18 protein-coding genes are annotated in these 20386 nt (G+C 66.2%); 10 read left to right on the forward strand and 8 right to left on the reverse strand.

All coding sequences use genetic code 11. The annotated features are described in order from the left end of the window. Positions 1–6: 6 nt before the first annotated feature. On the forward strand, positions 7–717 hold the full coding sequence (locus LL964_RS01395; RefSeq protein ID WP_104587092.1) for an ABC transporter ATP-binding protein: 711 nt from the start codon (positions 7–9) through the stop codon (positions 715–717). Here LL964_RS01395 and LL964_RS01400 read toward each other — a convergent pair. The 3 genes from LL964_RS01400 to LL964_RS01410 form a co-directional block, all read right to left on the reverse strand. Then, a complete protein-coding gene (locus LL964_RS01400) occupies positions 714–2564 on the reverse strand; it encodes an asparagine synthase-related protein (protein ID WP_104587093.1) in 1851 nt (616 codons plus the stop codon). The two genes, LL964_RS01395 and LL964_RS01400, sit on opposite strands and share 4 nt — an antisense overlap. A gap of 12 nt (positions 2565–2576) precedes the next feature. Next, on the reverse strand, positions 2577–3278 hold the full coding sequence (locus tag LL964_RS01405; RefSeq protein WP_104587180.1) for a lasso peptide biosynthesis B2 protein: 702 nt from the start codon (positions 3276–3278) through the stop codon (positions 2577–2579). A gap of 74 nt (positions 3279–3352) precedes the next feature. Further along, positions 3353–3508 carry a hypothetical protein gene (locus tag LL964_RS01410; protein ID WP_167395273.1) on the reverse strand — a complete coding sequence of 52 codons (156 nt, stop codon included), beginning with the start codon at positions 3506–3508 and terminating at the stop codon, positions 3353–3355. Positions 3509–3743: 235 nt separating this feature from the next. Between LL964_RS01410 and LL964_RS01415 the strand changes: the two genes are divergently transcribed. Further along, positions 3744–4670: a hypothetical protein gene (locus tag LL964_RS01415; RefSeq protein WP_104587094.1), complete on the forward strand. Its 927-nt coding sequence runs from the start codon at positions 3744–3746 to the stop codon at positions 4668–4670. Between the two features lie 122 nt (positions 4671–4792). Here the strand turns inward: LL964_RS01415 and LL964_RS01420 are convergent, their stop codons facing one another. Continuing rightward, a complete protein-coding gene (locus tag LL964_RS01420) occupies positions 4793–6460 on the reverse strand; it encodes an ABC transporter ATP-binding protein (protein WP_208621422.1) in 1668 nt (555 codons plus the stop codon). 524 nt (positions 6461–6984) lie between these two features. Here LL964_RS01420 and LL964_RS01425 point away from each other — a divergent pair. Then, on the forward strand, positions 6985–8139 hold the full coding sequence (locus LL964_RS01425; RefSeq protein ID WP_228329358.1) for an acetyltransferase domain-containing protein: 1155 nt from the start codon (positions 6985–6987) through the stop codon (positions 8137–8139). A gap of 112 nt (positions 8140–8251) precedes the next feature. Here the strand turns inward: LL964_RS01425 and LL964_RS01430 are convergent, their stop codons facing one another. Continuing rightward, the gene (locus tag LL964_RS01430) at positions 8252–8845 is read right to left on the reverse strand and encodes a DUF1349 domain-containing protein (RefSeq protein WP_208621429.1); all 594 of its coding nucleotides are present in this window, start codon (positions 8843–8845) and stop codon (positions 8252–8254) included. Between the two features lie 405 nt (positions 8846–9250). On the opposite strand from LL964_RS01430, the gene LL964_RS01435 reads away from it, so the two are divergent. The 5 genes from LL964_RS01435 to LL964_RS01455 all read left to right on the forward strand — a co-directional run bounded on the left by LL964_RS01435 (position 9251) and on the right by LL964_RS01455 (position 14222). Continuing rightward, positions 9251–9676 (forward strand): YqaA family protein, encoded by a 426-nt coding sequence (locus LL964_RS01435; RefSeq protein WP_104587099.1) that lies wholly within the window; start codon positions 9251–9253, stop codon positions 9674–9676. A gap of 129 nt (positions 9677–9805) precedes the next feature. Then, positions 9806–10081 (forward strand): hypothetical protein, encoded by a 276-nt coding sequence (locus LL964_RS01440; protein WP_104587100.1) that lies wholly within the window; start codon positions 9806–9808, stop codon positions 10079–10081. A gap of 247 nt (positions 10082–10328) precedes the next feature. Continuing rightward, positions 10329–11297, forward strand: a complete 969-nt coding sequence (locus LL964_RS01445; protein ID WP_208621423.1) for a helix-turn-helix domain-containing protein — start codon at positions 10329–10331, stop codon at positions 11295–11297. A gap of 221 nt (positions 11298–11518) precedes the next feature. Next, positions 11519–12760, forward strand: a complete 1242-nt coding sequence (locus LL964_RS01450; RefSeq protein ID WP_104587181.1) for an MFS transporter — start codon at positions 11519–11521, stop codon at positions 12758–12760. Between the two features lie 7 nt (positions 12761–12767). Beyond that, a complete protein-coding gene (locus tag LL964_RS01455) occupies positions 12768–14222 on the forward strand; it encodes an amidase (protein ID WP_104587102.1) in 1455 nt (484 codons plus the stop codon). Positions 14223–14431: 209 nt separating this feature from the next. Here LL964_RS01455 and LL964_RS01460 read toward each other — a convergent pair whose 3' ends face one another. From LL964_RS01460 to LL964_RS01470, 3 genes are all read right to left on the reverse strand, one after another. Further along, positions 14432–15757 carry a PQQ-dependent sugar dehydrogenase gene (locus tag LL964_RS01460; protein WP_104587103.1) on the reverse strand — a complete coding sequence of 442 codons (1326 nt, stop codon included), beginning with the start codon at positions 15755–15757 and terminating at the stop codon, positions 14432–14434. Next, positions 15754–16167 carry a hypothetical protein gene (locus LL964_RS01465; protein WP_104587182.1) on the reverse strand — a complete coding sequence of 138 codons (414 nt, stop codon included), beginning with the start codon at positions 16165–16167 and terminating at the stop codon, positions 15754–15756. Before LL964_RS01465 ends, LL964_RS01460 begins: the two co-directional genes overlap by 4 nt. Positions 16168–16690: 523 nt before the next feature. Continuing rightward, complete coding sequence (locus LL964_RS01470; protein ID WP_228329359.1) at positions 16691–17482, reverse strand: response regulator transcription factor; 792 nt, start codon at positions 17480–17482, stop codon at positions 16691–16693. 205 nt (positions 17483–17687) lie between these two features. Between LL964_RS01470 and LL964_RS01475 the strand changes: the two genes are divergently transcribed. Both LL964_RS01475 and LL964_RS01480 read left to right on the forward strand, forming a co-directional pair. Next, entirely contained in the window at positions 17688–18635 is a 948-nt protein-coding gene (locus LL964_RS01475) for a glycosyltransferase family 2 protein (RefSeq protein WP_228329360.1), read from the forward strand. An 11-nt stretch (positions 18636–18646) separates the two neighbouring features. Then, positions 18647–20098 (forward strand): ArnT family glycosyltransferase, encoded by a 1452-nt coding sequence (locus LL964_RS01480; RefSeq protein WP_208621424.1) that lies wholly within the window; start codon positions 18647–18649, stop codon positions 20096–20098. Positions 20099–20386: the final 288 nt, after the last annotated feature.

Genomic DNA, 20386 nt, shown 5'->3' on the forward strand with positions numbered 1-20386 from the left:
CTGTGCATGCTTTGCGCAAAGACGTTGACCAAGCACCACGGCATGCATCGGGCATTGGACGATGTGAGTTTCACGGTGGCGCCAGGAGAAATCTATTGCCTGCTGGGCGCCAACGGCGCAGGTAAATCGACCACGATCAAACTGTTCCTCGGCTTCATGGCGCCAACCTCGGGCTCGGCGGAAGTGGACGGGCTCGACGCGCAGCACCACCCCCATGCGGTACGGCGCCGGCTGCTCTACATCCCCGAGACGGTCGCCCTGTACGAAGAGCTGACCGGCTACGAGAATCTCGACTACTTCGCGCGATTGGCGAACGTGGAAGCGCGTTCGCCCGCGCGCCTGCGCGAGGCGCTGCAGGCGGCAGGATTGCAGGCCGACGCGTTCGATCGCCGCGTTGGCCACTACTCGAAGGGAATGCGTCAGAAAGTGGGCATCGCACTGGCCATCGTGAAACAGGCCAAGGCCCTGCTGCTGGACGAACCGACCTCGGGCCTGGATCCGGAGGCCTCTGCCGAATTCCACGACCTGTTGCTGCGCCAGCGCGATCGCGGCACAGCGATCCTGATGGCGACCCATGACCTGTTCCGTGCGCGCGAAGTCGCCACCACCATCGGCCTGATGCAGGCCGGCCGGCTACGGCGGACCTTGAAGGCCGCCAGCATCACCGCCAACGACCTGGAAGACCTCTATCTGGAGGAGATGAGCCGACACCGTTAGGCGGCGATGGCGCCGGTGCCGAGCGCGCTCGCCGACCAGCGCCGCAACCAGGCCTCGATGTTGAGCTGAGGCCCGAAGATTCCCAACGCCTGCAACGAATGGTCCGGGCTGACGCGGCCGATCCCGGCGCGGGCCAGCGCGCTGTCGATCAATCCGCGCTCGGCCAGCCGCCCGCCGACCAGCAGGCCGCTGATGAAGTCCCGGTGGTGCCGGGTGACGGCCACGGAGTGATCGTCCAGATAGCACTTCACCTTGCGCGACAGCACCGCGTGCGGGAGCAGGCCCTCGAATGCGCGGCGCGCAACCGTCCGATCCTCGGCATCGGCCATGAGCAAGTGGATCGGAAGACGGGCGAACAGTTCCACCACCGGCTGCGCGCTGATCGGCGACACCCGATGGCATTGCCCTGCGCCCTCGAACGGGTCCAGCACGCTGACCGGGAACACCATCCTGCCGATGTGCGCCATCTTGTGCGGCGACACGCGCAGCCCCTGGGCGATGGCGTGGCGCATCCACGCCGGCTGCGGAGTGACATGCGCGCCGGCATCCACCTTCACCCATTCGCACGGGTTGCCCCAGTTCTCGTTGATGCGCACCGGTTGCTTCAGGACGCCATGCAGCAGCGCATCCTTGATCACGCCGTAGAGCGAATCGCCCGACTGGGCCGTCTCGAATGCCACGCGCAGGAACTGGCGATCGATTCCACGCCGCCAGGCGTAGTCGATGGCCGCTGCATTGCCCTTGAAGCGCATGAAGACCGCATCGCCGCCGACTCCGGTGAACTGCACCGGCTCCTGCTGAGGATCACCGGCCCGACGGGTGCGCCGGTGCAGCAGATGGCCCGAGCAATGCGCCGGCCGCGCCGTGACCGGAAAGGCCATGATCTCCTCCAGCGCGCAGTGCGGTGCCCGCTGGTACTGGATGAACTCGCAACTGCGCCCGGACGCTGCGCTGGCGCCGGCGACCGCCATCCACGCGAAGTCCCTCTCGTCGGCGCCGATGCCCGAATCGTAGTGATGGACACACTGCACCTGCGGGCCGGAGGGAGCCTGCAGCAGGCCGGCGAGAATGATCGATGAATCCAGGCCGCCGGAGAGCTGCAGCTGTATCTGCGCATGCTCACCGGCCAGGGCACCGATGCACCCCAGCAGGGTCGATCGCGCCAGTCGTACCGCTTCGTTCAAGTCGGTGATCGGATCCTCCACGGCCTGCCTGACCACATCCCAGTGACAGTGCCGTGTCCCAGGCCGGCCATCGCGGATCGTGATGCCTTCGCCACCTTCGAGCGAGGCTACATCTTCGAAGCCGGTCTGGCGCATCTCGCGAAACGGAAACAGCAGCGAACCGGCCAGGTAGGACCAATCGAGCGAGAAGTTCCTGAGCTGCAGCGCCAGGCAATCCTGCATGCTGGAGAACACCAGGGTGACCGACCCGACCACCGTGATGAAGCAGGGAAGCTCTGCTGTCGGGTCACGGACCACGCACCAGCTGCGCGAGGATGCATCGTGGCAAAAGGCGACGTAGCGGCCCCAGTAGTGCCGCACCAGATGTGCGCCCTGGCTGTGACCCGCCGTCTGCGCAGCTGCCGCGTCGAAGCTGGCCTTGGCCGGGACCTCCCCTGCCGCAAAGGTTTTGGTGAAGATCTTGCCCATGATCACCAGCCGATCCGCGCGCGTGCATTCGAAGAAGCCGGGATCGTCGGTCTGGCAATAGATCGCCGCGTCGTCCTCGCGCAGGGCGCAGGTGGCGTCCGGCAACACCGAAGCGATGCGGGCGGTGATCTGCACGGCGTCCTCCACCGATGCAGGCGACTGCGCGTTCCAGAACACGGCGAGATAGCGATACATGGGCAGCCCGCGTCACAGCACCAGGATGGGAACCATCCGGCGCACGTTGAATGGAATGTCGGTCAGCACGTAGTCGTCATGCTGCAGCCAGCAATGCGCAGCGAATGGTGCGGTGCGCACGGCGAATACCCACGAGGGGAAAAACCCGTAGCTGGCCAGGAACTCGCTCAAGGCGAAGCAGTACAGAAAGCATTCGTCGGTCTTCTTGAAGGCGAGCGGGCGTAACCAATCGAAGATGCGAACCAGCGAGGCCAGCTGGTGCACTGCAGGCGGCTGCGCTGGTCTGCGTGCGGCTCGACGCCGGGCCCTTGCCACGATGACACTGAGTGGTGCGCACTTCTTGCCGATGGCGGCAACGGCGACCGCGACCGCGAATCTGCGCAGGTCGCGCTGGGTGATGCGTGGACACCCACGCGGCTCGCCCTCGCGCATCCAGCGGCCGGGCAATGCCAGGGCGGGCGTGATGGCAGGCTTGCCCTGCAGCGGATCGCGGGTGATCAGACCGCGATCGAGCAAGGTTTGCAGGATCGGGGGAATGGCCGGATCGTCGGCCTGCATCGGCCAGCCCAGGACGTGGCGGCCCAGCGTCGCCGCCTGCTGCCTGCCGATCGACAGATAGGTCCCGGTGGCAACATCCAGCAGCACAACCACGCCGCCGGCGACGCACAGGTGCGCATGTCTGGACAGCAGATACGGCGGTGACGGCTCCATCATGCCCATGGCGGTTCCGGTTGCGGGAGAAGCGGTGCATGCAGGGCATGCACCGCCATTGGCATCGATCAGCGCGGTTACGGCGAGGTCGTCGGGAAGATGCCATCCCACAAGGTGCCGTGACTATGCGCCCTGGTTTCGGACACCACGGTGCCAAGTTCGATGAGACCGCCGCCATCCTGATCCTGCTGGATGGAATCTTCTACCAGCCCAAGCTCGATCAACTCGTTCATGCACATCTCCTTTGGTCAGTCAGTAGCGCGTCCAACGTCGTTGGACGCGTTCGGGCAGCCGCCACAAGCGTCATCGCGAATTGCGTGTGCGGCAAGCGAATGTTACAAGGTAACAATTGCGAATGTGGCGTTTTTACTTCCAGTCGCTGGAGTATCTGCGTGATTCTGATCACGGAACGCGCATGTCGCCCGCGAAACGTCACGTCCATCGATCCGACGACGCACAGGAGAAGCAATGGGTGTTCAAGACAGCGACGATGCGTTCGACCACACGCTGCTACTGCGTGGGCTGTTTCCATTATCGAAACTGATTCGCTTCGTTCGCGAGCGCTGCCCTCCCGGCCACGTGGACGAGTCCGTGCTGCTGGCGCGTTGGCGTGAGGCAAGAGCCGTGGCGTCGATGCTCGCCGACGACGAAGCCGGGCTCGCCGATGAGGTCGGCATGCAGGAGTTGCCGGAAGACTTGTCTGCGTTGGGTGCGGCGGCGTTGCGACAGCCTTCGATGCATCGAATCACCAGCGCGGTGCCGCGCGCCTGGTGCATGGTGGAAGTGGATCGCCTGATCATCTTCCAGGACTCCATCAACCTGCGCCATCTCCAGACACTCGAGGAGCGCCTCGGCACCACACCCAGCGAAAGCGACGTCATGACGCTCGCTGCCTGCCAGGGTGCGCAGGCGCAGCCGCCGGTGCACTACGCGCAGGCGGACGGCGACTACGCATTCGCCTCCAGCTCCAACGATCTGCGCTTTCTCGATGTCGCGGTGCTCGATCCATCCGCCGTGACCGATTACGCGCCGTTCGGCGCGGCCAGCCACGCCATCGTGATCTACCTGGGCTTCAGCGACAACGTGATCAGCGCCACGCGAGTCGGCAAGCGGCTGATCCTGACCAACGGCTCTCATCGTGCCTATCTGTTGCGCTCGCTCGGCTTCCGCTACATCCCCTGTCTGGTGACCGACGCCAGCGACCGCGATACGTCCGAGATCCTGCTGCCGGCTGCGGTGAAGCAGGACCGGGATTTCTATCTGCGTGCAGCCAGGCCGCCACTGTTCAAGGACTATCACGATCCACGCCTGACGCAGGTGGTTCAGACGATCAGGAAGAACTATGTGCTGCGCGCCAAGCTGGATCTGAAGAGGACCACTGTTCCTGCGGTCTAGCTTGCGGCGGCCGCCGCCGGCATGCGCCTGTACTACCGGGCCGATCCAGGCAACGCGCGTGTCGTCATGGCAGTAACACGGCGCAGCCGCGCTGTTTGCACAATGCCGATGCCGGCCGTCGCTCAGACCACACCGAGCGGCACACATGACGTACTCCGATGGCCCGGCAGTGTGATCACCCGGTCGGTCGCGGCGATGCCGGTCTGCCGGTGGGTGATGGCAAGCACGGTCACCTCGTGTGCCAGCATCCGGACGTGCGCCATCACCTCGCGCTGGGTCGTCTCGTCCAGCGCGGAGCTGGCCTCGTCCAGCAGCAGAATCGCCGGATCTCCATACAACGCCCGCGCGATCGCAATGCGCTGGCGTTCGCCACCGGACAGTTTCAGGCCACGCTCGCCGACCACGGTCTCCAGACCCTGCGGCAGCGCGTCGAGGAGCGGCAGGATGGCCGCCTTGGCCGCTGCCGCGCGCAGGCGTGCGTCGTCGCGCGCGCGGCCGAGCAGGATGTTGTCTGCCAGGGTTTCGTTGAGCAGGACCACATCCTGCGGAACGTGCGCCACCAGCGCGTGCCAGTCGGCACGATCGATGCCCGCGATATCGGTCCCGTCGACAAGGATACGGCCGCTCTCCGGCTCGAGGCTCTTCAACGCCAGTTTGAACAGGGTGGATTTTCCCGCACCGGTTTCGCCGGTCACAAAGGTGATGCCGCCCCGCTCCGCGCAGAAGCTCACGTCGGCAACGCCGCGGCCGTTGTCGTAATGGTGGCTGACACGATCGAATACGATCCGCCCGGCGCCTGGCACCAATCGCGACGCATGATGCACACGCGACTCCTCCGGCGCGTTCCAGAGCGCCACCAGCGGGACCAGCATCGCGCGCGCTCGCGCGACATCGTCGATGGCGCGCGCGAGTGCTTCGAACGGCGTATTGAGCTGCAGCAGCAACAGGTTGAACAGCACCAGGTCCCCGATGCTGATCGCGCCGGCCTGGTAGCGTGGGAGCAGCAGCACGAAGGTGATGGAGAACTGGATCGCCAGGCCGGCGCCGAGCATGGCGATATAGCCCAGACGCTGCAGTACATAGGCACGCCAGCTGTCGCGGACCACCTGCGCCCGCTGCTCGAAGCGCTGGGTCATCCATGCGTGACTGCCGAACTGGCGTAGCGTCTCCATGGCGTTCATCGCGTTGCCGACGAAGCGGGCGTTCGCCTGCCCGGCGGCGGTGGCCGCCTCCAGATGGACACGCGCGCGTCGGGTGGCCAGTGTCGACAGACCGATGGCCGCCGCGCCATATGTCGCCACCACGACGACCAGCTGGAGATCGATCAGCGCGCCCAGCGTGAGCAGGCTCAGCAGGATCTGCACGACGCCGGGGATGAAGGCGACCAGTGCCAGCTGCACCAGGATCTTCAGCCCGCTACGCCCTTTTTCGCCGGCCGCCTGGATCTCGGCCGGATTGTGCTCGACGAAGAACGCGCTGGTCTTTCTGAGGATCGCTGCGAAATAGCGCGTGCTTGCGATGAAACCGAGATTCTCCGAACGCATGAAGGACAGGTACTGCACCGTCTGCTGCAATGCCGACCCCAGTCCGAGCAATCCTGCATAGGCCACGAAGGCCCAGGCCAGGGCCGGCGCTCCGGCTTGCGGCAGGCGATCGATCAGGCGCGAGAACAGGTAGGGCGCAGCCACGGTCGCGACGCTGGCCACCAGCACCACAGCGACGACGCGCGCCAGCGCCCATCGCTCGGACCGGAGGTAGGCGAGCACGATCTCAGCGACGGGGGATTGCATGCATGCGGCCATCGACGAAGAAGCGCTGCAGTGCGCCGCGCGGATTCAAGGCCGCACGTCCGCCCTGCGGCTTCGCAGGGCGGGCGCTACTGCAGCGTTCGCAGCCCCGGAGATAGGCCAGTCGCCCCGTGCGGGCACCGCCATCGCGTGATGCAGAGCCCTGCCCGGCGCGCGCGCCGGCTCGATCGAACCAATGGCTGTGCTGCCGTGCTCGCGGCTTGACACCGCCGACCGGCGCGGCCTGCGCGGAACGGCGGTGCAAAACGCACTCGTGATGACGCATCTCGCGAACCCTGTCAATGTTATTTTATAACGATACCAGGATGTGCCCACGGATCCAGTGCAGACGGCGCCGCACCCTGCCGGGTATCAGTCGCCGCCCAGGAATTCGGCGACCTCGCCCGCGACCTGCGACACGCGCACCGCAGGTGCGTCCAGCACGCGTGCCGGCCTGCACGCCGCAGTGCTGCTGGCCGCCGCTTAGGTCACTCTGTTATGTTATGACATCGCCGCAAGGGGTATCGATGTCTTCCAATTCCGTCACTGCCACACGTCTGACCTCCATCGACGCCCTGCGCGGAACGGTGATCCTGATCATGCTGCTGGACCATGTGCGCGACACGTTCTACCTGCATCGCCAACTGGCCGATCCGGTCGATCTGGATCAGGTCGAACCCGGGTTGTTCGTGTCGCGGGTGCTGGCGCATCTCTGCGCCCCTGTGTTCGTGCTGCTCACCGGCCTGTCGGCATGGCTGTATGGCAGCCGCCAGTCCGATCCGCGCAAGGCCACCAGCCTGTTCCTGTTCAAGCGCGGCTTGTTCCTGATCGTGCTGGAAATGACCGTGGTCAATATCGGGTGGAATTTCCAGGTGCCGCCCACCGTGTTCTATCTGCAGGTGATCTGGGCGATCGGGGTGAGCATGCTGGCCTTGTCGCTGCTGTTGTGGCTACCGCGCGCGGCCCTGGCGGCGGTCGCGGTGGTCATCATCGCCGGCCACAATCTGCTCGACGGCATCACCGCCACCGACGGCACCGCATTCCACGTGTTGTGGGCGATCCTGCACGACCGCAGCTGGTTCGAGCTGGGCGGCATTCCGGTGCGAAGCTCGTATCCGGTATTGCCCTGGATCGGCATCATCGCGCTGGGCTATGTGCTTGGCCCCTGGTTCGGCCGCGACACCACACCCGCGCAACGCCGCCGGCGGCTGGTCCGCGCCGGTTGGAGCATGCTCGCGGCATTCGTGGCGTTGCGCGTGATCAATGTCTACGGCGATGCACCCTGGCAGCACGATGCCGACGCGCTCACCGCAGTGATGAGCTTCTTCAACCTCACCAAATACCCGCCTTCGTTGCTGTTCGTGCTGTTCACCGTGGGCATCGGCCTGCTGTTGCTGCGCGCCTACGAGGCACCAGGCGTCGCGCGCATGCTGACGCCCGTCATCGACTTCGGCGCCGCGCCGATGTTCTTCTACGTGCTGCACCTGTATGTGTTGAAGCTCATGTACCTGGCTGCGGTGGCCGCGTTCGGCACCAATCACGGTCGCTACTACGGCATGGACAGTGTCGGCATGTTGTGGCTGACCGCAGCGATGCTGGTCCTGGTGCTGTATCTGCCTACCCGCGCCTTCGCGCGTCTGAAGGCGCGCAGACGCGACCTGGCCTGGCTGCGCTACTTCTGAGCGTCGGACAAGGCAATGCGCGTGGCGCCTTGCTGCGCGCGCCGGAGCATGCAGATGCGTCGATGATCCGCACGCCTTTGCGCAGCATGTGCGCAAAGGCGACGTGGTGCACTCACGACAGGTCGTGAAGCTCCTTGCCCAGCACCGGGCCCAGCGTCCAGTCGGAGAAACGGACCGTCAATCCCTGCCGTTCCGGGGTGCAGGTCATCGGGCCGACCAGATAACGTGTGGCAGTCGGAAACGGGCACAGTCGTACCAGCGGCCAGTGCTTGCCGTCGTTGGACGCCTGCAGCCGCAGCACGCCATGTTCGAGCGTGGCGCGCAACCAGAAGTCCGACGGATCGGCCTCGTATGGGCCACTCGCCCAGTCGGACCTGCCGTCGGTAAGGACGCTGCCGAGCATCGCGCGCCCATCGCTGAATTCGATTCCCGCCTTGATCCAGCGGCGCTCATCGATGCGAATCATCAGGCCGGCCTGGTCGTAGAGCCGATCGAAGCTGCCGCGGATGCGCAACTGGCAGGTGAAGCCGGCCGTGGCCGTCATGCCAAGAAAATGCCCGCTGTCGCGCGTGAAGCCATAGTGGGTTTCGCGCCAGAAATCGCTGCCTTCGTCGGTGACGACCTCGAGCACATCGCCATCCAGGATGCGATGGATCCTCGGCTCGTTGTGCCAGCGGCCGTCTTGCCAGGCGCTACCGGGCTGCATGCCGCAGCCCGTACCCCGTTCGTCACCGCCAGTGGTCGGCCCACGCTCGGCGTCGGGCGGTTGTCCTGCAGCAGCTATCATGCGTGCTCCTCGTCGAGACCTGGCCTGGTGGCGCTGTCGCCCTTATCCGAAGCGCTGCGCCGGTCTGTCCATCGGTGCCGATGGATGCGTCACGTCTCCATTATCATCGAACCCGATCAAGACGCGCGCGAAGACAGATGAACGGCAGGCTCCGGATCGGAGAGATCCCATCGAACGATGCCCTCGGCGAAGCAAAGAGCATCCATCGGTCGCAGGTGCGCAACGGCAGCAGACACGTAGGCAGCGCGGTGACGCAGCTGGCCTTGCCGTGAGGCCAGCCGATCGGTCGCAGACGTCTCGCCCGTCAGGACGCAAGGCGGCTGCTTGAACTACTTCTGGCTGTTCGCGCTCTCGCTGATCGCCGCCACCCTGCTGCCTGCGCAGTCCGAAGCGGCGCTGGTCGCCCTGGTCGCGAGCGGAGGTTCGGTCGTCGGGCTGGTGCTGGTCGCAAGCCTGGGCAACGTACTGGGGTCGTTGATCAACTGGTGGATCGGTCGTCAGGCGCTGCGCTTCCAGCAGCGGCGTTGGTTTCCCGCCTCGCCGCGTGCCTTGCAACGCGCCCAGCGGTGGTACGGCAAGTACGGCAGGTGGTCGTTGCTGCTCAGCTGGATGCCGATCGTCGGCGATCCGCTGACGTTGGCTGCCGGCGTGATTCGCGAGCCCTTGCGGGTGTTCGTGCCACTGGTGGCGGTCGCCAAGACCGGCCGCTACGCCGTGCTTGCCTGGGCAACGCTGCGCCTGACGCAGTGAGCCGGGCTGCGTGGGCGAGCCCCTGCCCGCACGACGTCTTAACGTGGCATGCCTATGCTGGCGGCGCGTGCAGCCTGCGCGCTGCGCGCTGGACGTCACTGCATTCAAGGATATTGCGAAGGAGATCGTATGAAGAAGTTGCACAGCGCGGTGCTTGTCGGATGCCTGCTCGGACTGAGCCCGTCGGCATTCGCAGAGGTGGCCAATCTGACCAACAGCGCCGATGGCGCCAACCGCGATGCCGGCATCGCCGCGGTCAAGAAAAAGCTGCAGGAGGCCTGCCAAAGCCGTCAGGGCAAGGTGGACATGGCGTCGTTCGAGGTGGTGTTCGAAAAGACCAGCACCAATCCGGATGTGCCCAAGCCCTATTACGTGGACGCCAAGATCAAGTGCGATCTACCCTGATCCGGCCGGTGAGACGTGGTGTTGTCCCTGTGAGCGGATCGCTCACCCAAGCCCCGCATTGCGGGGCTTTCCAGTATTGGAAAGATCACCTGTAGATCCCTTTGCGCGTGCGGCAGCGGCATCCTGCCTTGCTGCACTGCGGTGCGCAGACGCGGCCTCTTCGTGCAACAGTAGCGACTGTCGAGGTCGCTGCCCGGTCGCTTGGTGCCGACAGCGCCTGGCGATCTTCGTTCATCCGGGACCTGCCATGTCAGCCAGTTCCGTTTCTGTTGCCATGATCCAGCGCATCAGCACCCCCTCGGTGGAGGCGCACGCCCTCGCCCTGCCGGGCTGGCAGCTCCGCTACGATCAGACCAGCGACGGATGCTTCGCCGGCCATCTGGATACGCTGCAGTTCGAAGGGCTGCAGGTGATCCGCGACCGCGCCAATCGGGCCATGCGCAAGCGCGGCGAGGCCTGGCCCGGTGCCTTGGTGGTCAGCCTGCCGCTGCGTGGCAGCGACATGCGGATGTATTGCGAAGGCCACTGTCACCAGGATCCCTGCCTGCTGGTGACGCCAGACCATGGATTGCCCGAACTGCACACGCCCGCCCAGGTGGAGGTGTTGGTGCTTGCGATCGAACGGACGCTGGTGGACGACTTGCTGGAAGAACAGCGCGACCGCCGGGGGCTGCGCACCCTCACCCTGCATCGGCGGTGTCCAGCTACCCTGCAGCCATTGCTGGCGGTCAGCCAGGACCTGTTCGATACGCAGGCGCTGTCTGCAGCGATGAACACGCATGCGGTGGTTCGGCGCAGCATGCGCGACCGTCTGCTGCAGGTGGTGCTGGACTTGCTCGATCCCGCTGCAGGCGCGCCGTTGCACCCCAGCGCCAGCAAGCGGCTGGTCGACCGCGCACGCGAGTATGCGTTGGCGCATGCCGAACACGCGCCGACGATATTGGAGCTTTGCAGGCACGTCGGGGCCAGCCGTCGCAAGCTGCAGTACTGCTTCCAGAACAGCATCGGCATCACTCCGGTGGCCTACCTGCGTGCCCTGCGCCTGAACCAGGTGCGCCGGGCGCTGGCCAGCGAGGGGCCGGGCCGCACGGTGCAGGACATTGCGGCAGCCTGGGGCTTCTGGCATCCGAGCCGGTTCGCGGGCGAGTACCGGCAACTGTTCGGCCAGAGCCCCTCGCAGACGCGGCGGCAAGCGCTGGGACTGCCGCTGCGGTGACGCCCCGCCTCCCGCACCGGCGACCACGCGCGGCGCGGGAAATTGCCGATTCTGGATAACGGCGCGGGACGGGTTTCGCATAGGTTGGAGCGGTCGTTCCGACGCGAGAAATCACCAATGTCCCAGCACGGTTGTGGTTCCGCACCTTCGCTGCGTGCGCCTGCGCTGCCTCGCAGCGCCGTTTGCCGCGCGCACGGCAAGCGCCCTGCGGGCGGCCAATCATGACGACCTCCAGTGCGAATTCCACCGACCGCGTCGGAAACCCGCTACGTCAGGCTGGCCGTACACAGGGGGCGGTACTGCTGCTCGGCAGCAGCCTGACCGTGGTGGGCGCGGCGATGATCGCGCCCGTGCTGCCCAAGCTGGGCGCCGAGTTCGGTCCTGTCGATCCACAGGCCAACCTGCTGGTGCCGTTGGTGATCACCGGGCCGGCGCTGGCGATCGCGGTGTTCGCACCGGTTGCCGGCGGGTTGGCCGATCGCCTTGGACGCAAGGGGCTGCTGGTGCTGGCCACGCTGGCCTATGCACTGCTCGGCGTCTTGCCGGCGTTGCTGTCTGAGCTGAGCAGCATCGTCGGGGCACGGCTGTTGTTCGGCTGTGCCGAAGCGGCGGTGATGACCTGCTGCACCACCCTGATCGCCGATTACTGGCACGGCGAGCGCAGGCTTCGCTACATCAATCTGCAGGTGATCTGCATCGCGCTGATCGGCTCGCTGTTCTTCGTCGTCGGCGGGGTGCTGGGCGAGTACGGATGGCGCACGCCGTTCTACCTCTACCTGCTTCCGCTACTGCTGGTGCCGGCGATGCTGCGGGTGCTGTGGGAACCGGCAGCGCGCCATGCGCCGCCGGCAGCAATGGACGCGGACGCAACGGTCGACGCTTCGACCCTGGTGGTCGGCTACCTGCTGGTGTTCTTCGGCATGCTGCTCAGCTTCATCGTGCCGGTGCAGACGCCAGCGCTGCTGGTCGGTTTGGGAGTGAGTTCGAGCACGCTGATCGGCCTGTCTGCCGGACTCGGGTTGCTGACCACACTGGGCGGCTCGCTGCTGTGGCCGCTGCTGCGTCGCCTGCTCGGAATTCCTGCAACCAATGCCGCGCTGCTGGCGCTGCTCGCACTGGGGCTGTGGCTGTTGGCCGGCGCGCAGACCTATGCGCAGGTGCTGGTGGCGGTCGGCGTGCATGGCCTTGGCGCAGGCTTGCTGGTTCCCAATGCGATGACGCCGGTCATGAACGCACTGCCGCGACGGGTGCGTGGCCGCGGCATGGGTGGATTCACCTCCAGCCTGTATCTGGGTCAATTCGCCAGCCCGCTGCTGATCGCCGCGCTGGTGCCGGCAGGCGACGGTCTGCACGGCGCGATCCGGCTTGCTGCCGCTGCCGCGTTTGCGATCGCCGTGCTGTGGACGGTGGCGTCGCTGCGCCACCGGGCGTCTGTATTTTCCACCGATTCGCAAGCGAGGTAACGGCGTGATGCACGACATCGATGCACTGTTGGACAGCCACGACGGCGTGGCGTTGGCAGCGTTGGTCAGACGCGGGGAAATCCGGCCGCTGGAACTGGCCGACGCCGCGATCGCGCGCCTTGAACGCGTGGGCGCACTGAACGCGGTCGCCGAGACGCTCTACGAGCAGGCGCGCGCCGCCGCCCGCCTGCCGGCAGCGACCCAGGGCGCGCTGGCGGGGGTGCCGACCTTGATCAAGGATCTGTTCTCGCCGCTGCGCGGAGCGCGCATGGCTAACGGCTCGCTGGCGCAGGGCGAAGCCCGCGCCGACCTGGATTGCGAAGTGGTGGCGCGACTGCGCCGCGCCGGCTGCGTGTTCCTCGGCACCACCACCTCGCCGGAGTTCGGAACCTCCTACACCACCGAGTCCACGCGCTTCGGCGCAACCGCCAACCCGTGGGACATCACGCGCAGCGCCGGCGGCTCCAGCGGCGGTGCGGCAGCGCTGGTGGCCGCGCGGGCGGTGCCGTTCGCACACGGCAACGATGGCGGCGGCTCGCTGCGGGTGCCGGCCTCGTGTTGCGGCGTGTTCGGGCTCAAACCCAGCCGTGGCCGGATGCCGTGCGGGCCGCTGATCGGTGAAGGTTGGGCGGGCATGAGCATCGATCATGCGATCACCCGCTCGGTGCGCGACAGCGCCGCGCTGCTGGATGCCACGGCGGGGGCCGATCTCGGCGCGCCCTACGCCGCGCCGACGCAACAGGCGCCGTTCCTGGCGGCGGTCGAACGCGATCCCGGTCCGCTGCGCATTGCCTTGGTCGAACACCTGGCTCCCTGGCCGACCGGGCCACACGCATTGGCAGCCGTACGCCATTCGGCCGAGCTGTGCAGCCGTCTTGGCCATCACGTCGAGCCGGCACGGCTGCCGGTAGATCTGCCGGCTCTGCTGGATCAGCTGTTCGACATCATCGGACCGAGTACGCGCAGCTACCTGGACATGCTGGGGCAGCTACGCGGTGCGCCGATCGCCGACGCCGAACTGGAGCCGCGCACCCGTGTGATCCTGCGCGAAAAGGGCCAGGCCAGCGGTGCGCGCTATGCCGCGGCAGTCGCCGCGATCCATGCGCTGGGCCGCCGGCTGGCATCCATGCTGGTGCATTACGACCTGATCCTCACCCCCGCCCTCACCCGCGAACCGCCGCGACTGGGATCGCTGGATGCGTTCGATGAGACCATCACCTTCGCGCAGCTGATCGAGGACTTCCACAGCTATTGCCCGTTCACCGCGTTGTTCAACGCGAGTGGTCAGCCGGCGATGTCGGTACCGCTGTACTGGAGCCCTGCCGGGCTGCCGATCGGCGCGCACTTCGCTGCGCGCTTCGGCGAGGAAACCACGCTGCTGGCCCTGGCCGCGCAGCTGGAGCGCGCGCACCCCTGGGCCGCGCGCGTTCCCGCGCTCAACGCCAATGCCGCACGCCGTTGAGCACCAAGCGCTCGGTAACCGCCTGTGCCGCGGATGCCGGCGTGGTGCCGTCGTCCCCGGGACGAACGAGCAAATGCAGGCGGCCGCACCGCAGTGAACGTCGCCCCCCCAGACAGTGCGTGAAGCAGCGCATCCAGCGGTGGGAGCGAGAGGGCCGCATTGCATGCAGCGCCCCCGCTGGGCCTTGTTTCCCTATGGGGGCGCGTGCTTCAGCGAGCGGACTGCGCTGCGGTCGCGGCAGCTGCCGCCTCCGGTGTCACCCGCCAGATGATGTTGGCCAGGTCGTCGGCCACGATCAGCGCGCCGCGCGGATCCACGGTCACTCCCACCGGGCGGCCGCGGGTCTTGCCATCTTCTCCCAGGAAGCCGGAGACGAAGTCCACCGGCGCGCCAGCCGGCCGGCCGTCGCGGAACGGCACGAACACCACCTTGTAACCGACCTGCGGATTGCGGTTCCAGCTGCCGTGTTCGCCGACGAACACCCCGTCGGCGAAGGTTGCGCCCATTGCCGCCGACGAGAACGCAACGCCCAACGCCGCCACGTGCGAGCCCAGCGCATAGTCCGGCGTGATCGCCGAGGCAACCTTGGCCGGATCCTGCGGCATCACTCGCGTGTCCACATGCTTGCCCCAGTAGCTGTATGGCCACCCGTAGAACCCGCCTTCGCGTACCGAGGTCAGGTAATCGGGCACCAGGTTCGGGCCGATCTCGTCGCGTTCGTTGACCACGGCCCATAGCGCCCCGGTTCCCGGCTGGATGGTCAAAGCAGTGGGATTGCGCAGTCCGGTGGCGTAAGCCTTGTGCGCGCCAGTGGCCGCATCCACCTGCCAGACCTGTGCGCGGTCCACTTCGGCAACCATGCCACGTTCGGTGATGTTGCTGTTGGAGCCGATGCCGACGTACAGGTAACGGCCATCGGCACTGGCGGTGAGTGCCTTGGTCCAGTGGTGATTGATGGCCGACGGCAGATCGGTGACCTTGCTCGGCGCACCATCGGCCTTGGTCTGGCCTTCGCGATAGGCAAAGCGCACCAGCGCATCCTGGTTGGCCACGTAGAGCGCGTTGCCGACCAAGGCGAGCCCATAAGGCGCGTTGAGCTTGTCGGCGAACACGGTTTTCAGTTCGTAGGTGCCGTCGCCGTCGGCATCACGCAGCAATGTCAGGCGATTGCCGCTCTTGACCTGGGTGGTGCCCTTGGCCTTGATGGGACCGGCGATGATGTCCTTGGGCTTGAGCTTGGGCGCCGATCCGCCGCGGCCTTCGGCGACCAGGATGTCGCCGTTGGGCAATACCAGGGTCTGGCGTGGGATGCCCAGATCGCGGGCAATGGCGGTGATGCGGTAACCCGCCGGCACGCTCGGCGTGCGCTCGCCCCACGCCGTTGGCTCGGCGATGGTCATGTCCGGCAGCACGCCGCGTTCGGGTGCGGGCAGCTCCGGCGTGGCACCGAGCTGATCGAGGTCCGGCGCCCTGGTGCACGCGGCAAGCGCCACGGCCAGCGTCGACAGGCTGATCATCTGCAGATAGCGATTCATCGTGCACCCCCGACACGCAGGCCGGACAGCCCGGCCCAGGTGGCAACCAGCGCGAACAGCGTTGCAATCGCCGACAGGGTCAGGGCCGCAGGCATGATCGCCCAGGCGTCGCGTGCGTGATGCAGGGCGTCGAAGAAACCTGCCACCCAGGTGGCGACCAGCGCGATCAGGTAGATCACATTGCGGCTGCCGCGCGCCAGCCCGACCAGCGCACACACCAGTGCGAGCGTGGTCAGCACCATTGCGCCGACCAGCAGCCAGGAGGCGAAGTTGCTCCACTGGATCTGATAGCTGCTCCAGTAAGCGTAATCGCTTGCCAGTGCGCCGAGGAACAATGGCCACATGCCGCCGAGTACGGCGGCATGCAATGGATGAATGACCCAGACGCGGGTCGGAACGGATGCAGTCATGGCGAACTCGGTACATCGATGGCGAAACACGCGGCCGATGCTGGCAGCTTGCACGTGACGGGAGTGCGGATGGCTCTGGATCACGCGAAGCCAGCGCCGGCAACCGGAAGGCAGATCGAGCGGCGACATTGCTTGGCGGCATGTCGACATTTCATCCAGGAACGCGATCTGCAGGTTTGCCACACCGAGCAGACCGGTCATGAACACGCTTGGTGGATCGCCTCGCTCGCCTTCGAAAGACGACATGCCCACCCATATCCATCCGCCCCCGGTGATGCGCAGTTCCAGAACGGCTGACAGAACCCGTTCGCGGCTGCCAAACGGGCGCGGCCGATACCCGCAGTCGCCATGTAACACCCATACATCGCGGTCCTACACGCCGTCCGCACCAGCCCGGGACCTGCCCGCACGGTCTTGCTGACCGCTCCCAGCCGGGACGGCAGGCCCGCCGATAGACCGATCAGCCTGTCGCCGCAGCAACGGGGCCGCCCGGTGTCGCCGAGTTTCGCGGCCACTGCGTAGGTCACGCACAGGTGTCATCAGCCTTCGCCAGCAAACGGTATCCGACGCCATGCACGTTCTGGATCAGCCGCTCCCGGAACGGCTTGTCGACAAGATTGCGTAACTCGTAGACATGGGTATGCAGCGCCGCGGCATCGCCCCCCCGATGCGGCCAGACGCATTCGATGAGGTGCTGCTGATGCACGACGCCTGGCGAGCGCCGCATCAAGGTCTCCAGAATGCGTGCCTGGGCGCGCGTCAGCGCCACGCGTTTGCCTTCGCGGCTTGCCAGCATCGCATCGCAGTCGAAGCGCAACGGTCCTGCGATGAGTTCGCGTTGCGTGCCTACCTGCCTGGCCCGATGCAGCACCCGGACGCGGGCTTCGAGCTCCTCCAGGTCGAAAGGTTTGACCATGTAGTCGTCGGCACCTTCGGCAAATCCGCGAAGTTTTTCGTCCAAGGTGTCGCGTGCGGTGAGCATCAGCACCGGTGTGGCGCATCCGGCCTGGCGCATGCGCCGGCATAGATCCAGGCCATTGAGCCGGGGCAGGCCCAGGTCGAGCACGATGACATCGAAACGATGGCGCGTGGCATGCGCCAGTGCGGCCAGGCCGTCTGCGGCATGGTCCACCTGGTAGCCACGGTATTCCAGGAAATCCCAGATATTGGCGGCGATGTCGGGTTGATCTTCAACAATGAGAACCTTCATGCAGGACATAGGCAGAAGCGTGCAACAGGAATCCGTGTATGGGAGGCATGGCTTAACACCAGCCTGAGAGCTGGCCGAGAACTGCTTACCGGCTGTTTCGGACACTGTCGAGGTCGCCGTTTTTTCGGCTCCCTATGTACTATCAATGCGCTCACCGATGCCGGATCCCGCTTCGCGGCTTTCTCAATTTTCCTCGCAAACTTCCGCACGGCCGTTCGATTCGCAGTGCATTCCCGGGCTTTCAGCGCAACCCGGAGACATTCCTGGCGATGGTCTGCCGCCACCGCGGTCAGCGGCCCTGTTATCAGTCTTGATTCCGGTCCATGACGAGCAGGACGGTCTGCTCGTTTTTCACCAACGATTGCGCCATGCCGTGCAGTCGCTCGGGCTGGAAGTGGAGCTGTTGTATGTCGACGATGGCAGCGGCGATGGCAGCGCCAGCATTCTGAGGCAGCTCGGTCGCGAGGATCCTCGGGTCGGCGTGCTGACGCTGAGCCGCAATTTCGGCAAGGAGATCGCGATGGCGGCTGGCCTGGATCATGTCCGTGGCGATGCCGTGGTGATCATCGATGCCGATCTGCAGGATCCGCCGGAGCTGATCGGGCAGATGGTGGCGGCGTGGCGACAAGGCTACGATCAGGTGGAGATGAAGCGCAGCGTGCGCGACGGCGAGACCGCACTCAAACGCGGCACGGCGCACCTGTTCTATCGCGTGATCGGGCGGCTGAGCACGGTGCCGATCAGTCCCGACGTCGGCGATTTTCGGTTGCTCAGTCGCCGTGCAATCGACAGCATGCGCCAGCTCGGCGAGTGCAACCGTTTCACGAAAGGGCTGTATGCGTGGATCGGGTATCCGAAGCTGCAGATCACTTACCGGCGCGCGCCCCGCCATGCCGGACACAGCAAGTGGAATTATTGGCGGCTGTGGAACTTCGCGCCCGAAGGCATTACGTCCTTCACCATCGCGCCGTTGAAAGTGGCCAGCTATGCCGGTGTGCTGTGCGCGCTGTTGGCATTCGTTTACGCAGGCGTGGTCGTCATCAAGACACTGCTGCTCGGCGATACCGTGCATGGCTATCCGAGCCTGATGGTGGCGTTGATGCTGCTGGGCGGCGCGCAGCTGTTGTGCCTTGGCGTTCTCGGTGAGTACCTCGGCCGGATGTTCATCGAAACCAAGCATCGGCCGCTGTATCTGGTCAGCGAGTTCCACCCGACCCAGGCCAGTGGGCGTGCAGCGGATGGAAGGGCGGCACCATGAGGTGGCCGGGCATGCGCCAACGCCTGTATGCAGCATTGGCGGCCACGTTGCTGATCCGCCTGCTGACGCTGGGTATGTATCCATTGACCGATACCACCGAAGCACGCTACGGCGAGATGGCCAGAAAAATGCTCGAAACCGGTCAGTGGATCGTTCCGCAGATCGATTACGGCGTGCCGTTCTGGGGTAAGCCGCCGCTGTCGGTCTGGTTGACGGCGATCTCCTACCGGCTGCTCGGCGTCACCGAGTTCGCGGCGCGTCTGCCGTCGTTGCTGATGGGGGTGCTGATCTGCTGGCTGGCCTATCTGGTCGCGGCGAGGCGGCACGGCGCGGACCATGGGCTGCGCGCAAGCCTGGTGGTTGCGAGCTGCGTGCTGATGTTGGTGAGTGCCGGCGGGGTCATGACCGATCCGGCCATGGTGGCGGGAACCACGCTTGCGATGGTTGCCTGCTGGCTGACGCTCACCGGAGGATCCGGCCGCTGGGGCTACCTGTTCTTTCTCGGCCTGGCGATCGGCCTGCTGGCCAAGGGCCCGGTGGCCACCGTACTGACGCTCGCGCCGATCCTCGGCTGGGCCCTGCTCACCGGCCGCGTCCGGCAACTGCGCGAGCGCCTGCCGTGGCGGGGCGGCCTGCTGCTGACCGCTGCGCTGGTGCTGCCCTGGTACTGGGCGGCGGAGCGCCAGACGCCGGGATTCTTGCATTACTTCCTGCTGGGCGAGCATGTTTACCGGTCCACCGTCAGCGGATGGACGGGGGATCGGTACGGATCGGCACATGCGTTCGCGCGCGGAACCATCTGGCTGTACGCCCTCGCCGCCACCCTGCCCTGGTCGCCGTGGCTGCTGTGGCAACTCCTGCGGCGCAAGGCGACCCTGCCGCTCACGCCCTTCAACGCTGGCGATGGCTGGACGCTGTATCTGCTGTGCTGGATGCTGGCCCCTGCTGCGTTCTTCACCCTGGCTGGCAACATCCTCCCCACCTATGTCCTGCCGGGGGTGGTCGGCTTCGGCCTGCTCACCGCCGAGATATGGCGCCAACGCCTGCGGCGACCATGCGCTGGCGTTCCCGAAGCGCTGGCGATGGTCGCGCCGACCCTGGTGCTGTTCGCGGTGCTCGCGCTGGCCCCCCAGGCAGACACCAAGTCGCAGAAGGGGGTCATGGCTGCCTACCAGGCCGACCTGCGCACCCAGGTGGGGCTGGTCTATTTCCGCCAACGCCCAGCTTCGGCGCAGTTCTATTCCGGTGGCGCGGCGATCGAGCTGCATGATGTGGAGGCATTGCAGCGCCATCTCGACCGCACCCCAGTGTGCTATGTGGTGATGCGGCGGTCGGCCTTCGTGCACCTACCCGCGCAGCTACGCGCTCGGCTGGGGCTGGTCGACGGGCCCCACCGCGACGATTACCTGCTGCTGCGCAAGAGCGCCGGCGCCAGCGGGTGGACGATACCGCCGCCGTCCTGAGGCCAAGGCGCTGCCTGGCGCAGGCAGGCTGGTCAGCGGATCGCGAGCCGGTGATCACTGCCGTGCCCGCCCCCAGCTGCGTCGGATAGGCCGCACATAAGCAGTCATCGGGCGCCGCTGCCATGCGCTTCTGAAGCGACGTGACCTCCCTTCACCGGGCTCGCGGCGGGGCCGCAGCGCCGTCGGATGGGTGACGGTGCCTCGGCACGAGACCACTACGCTCCCGCCCGCGAGCCTTGCCGTCGACGTGGGCGGATCGGGCTGCAGCATCGGGCAAGAATCACCACT

The organism is Xanthomonas melonis, from assembly GCF_020783655.1.
GTDB classification, from domain to species: domain Bacteria; phylum Pseudomonadota; class Gammaproteobacteria; order Xanthomonadales; family Xanthomonadaceae; genus Xanthomonas; species Xanthomonas melonis.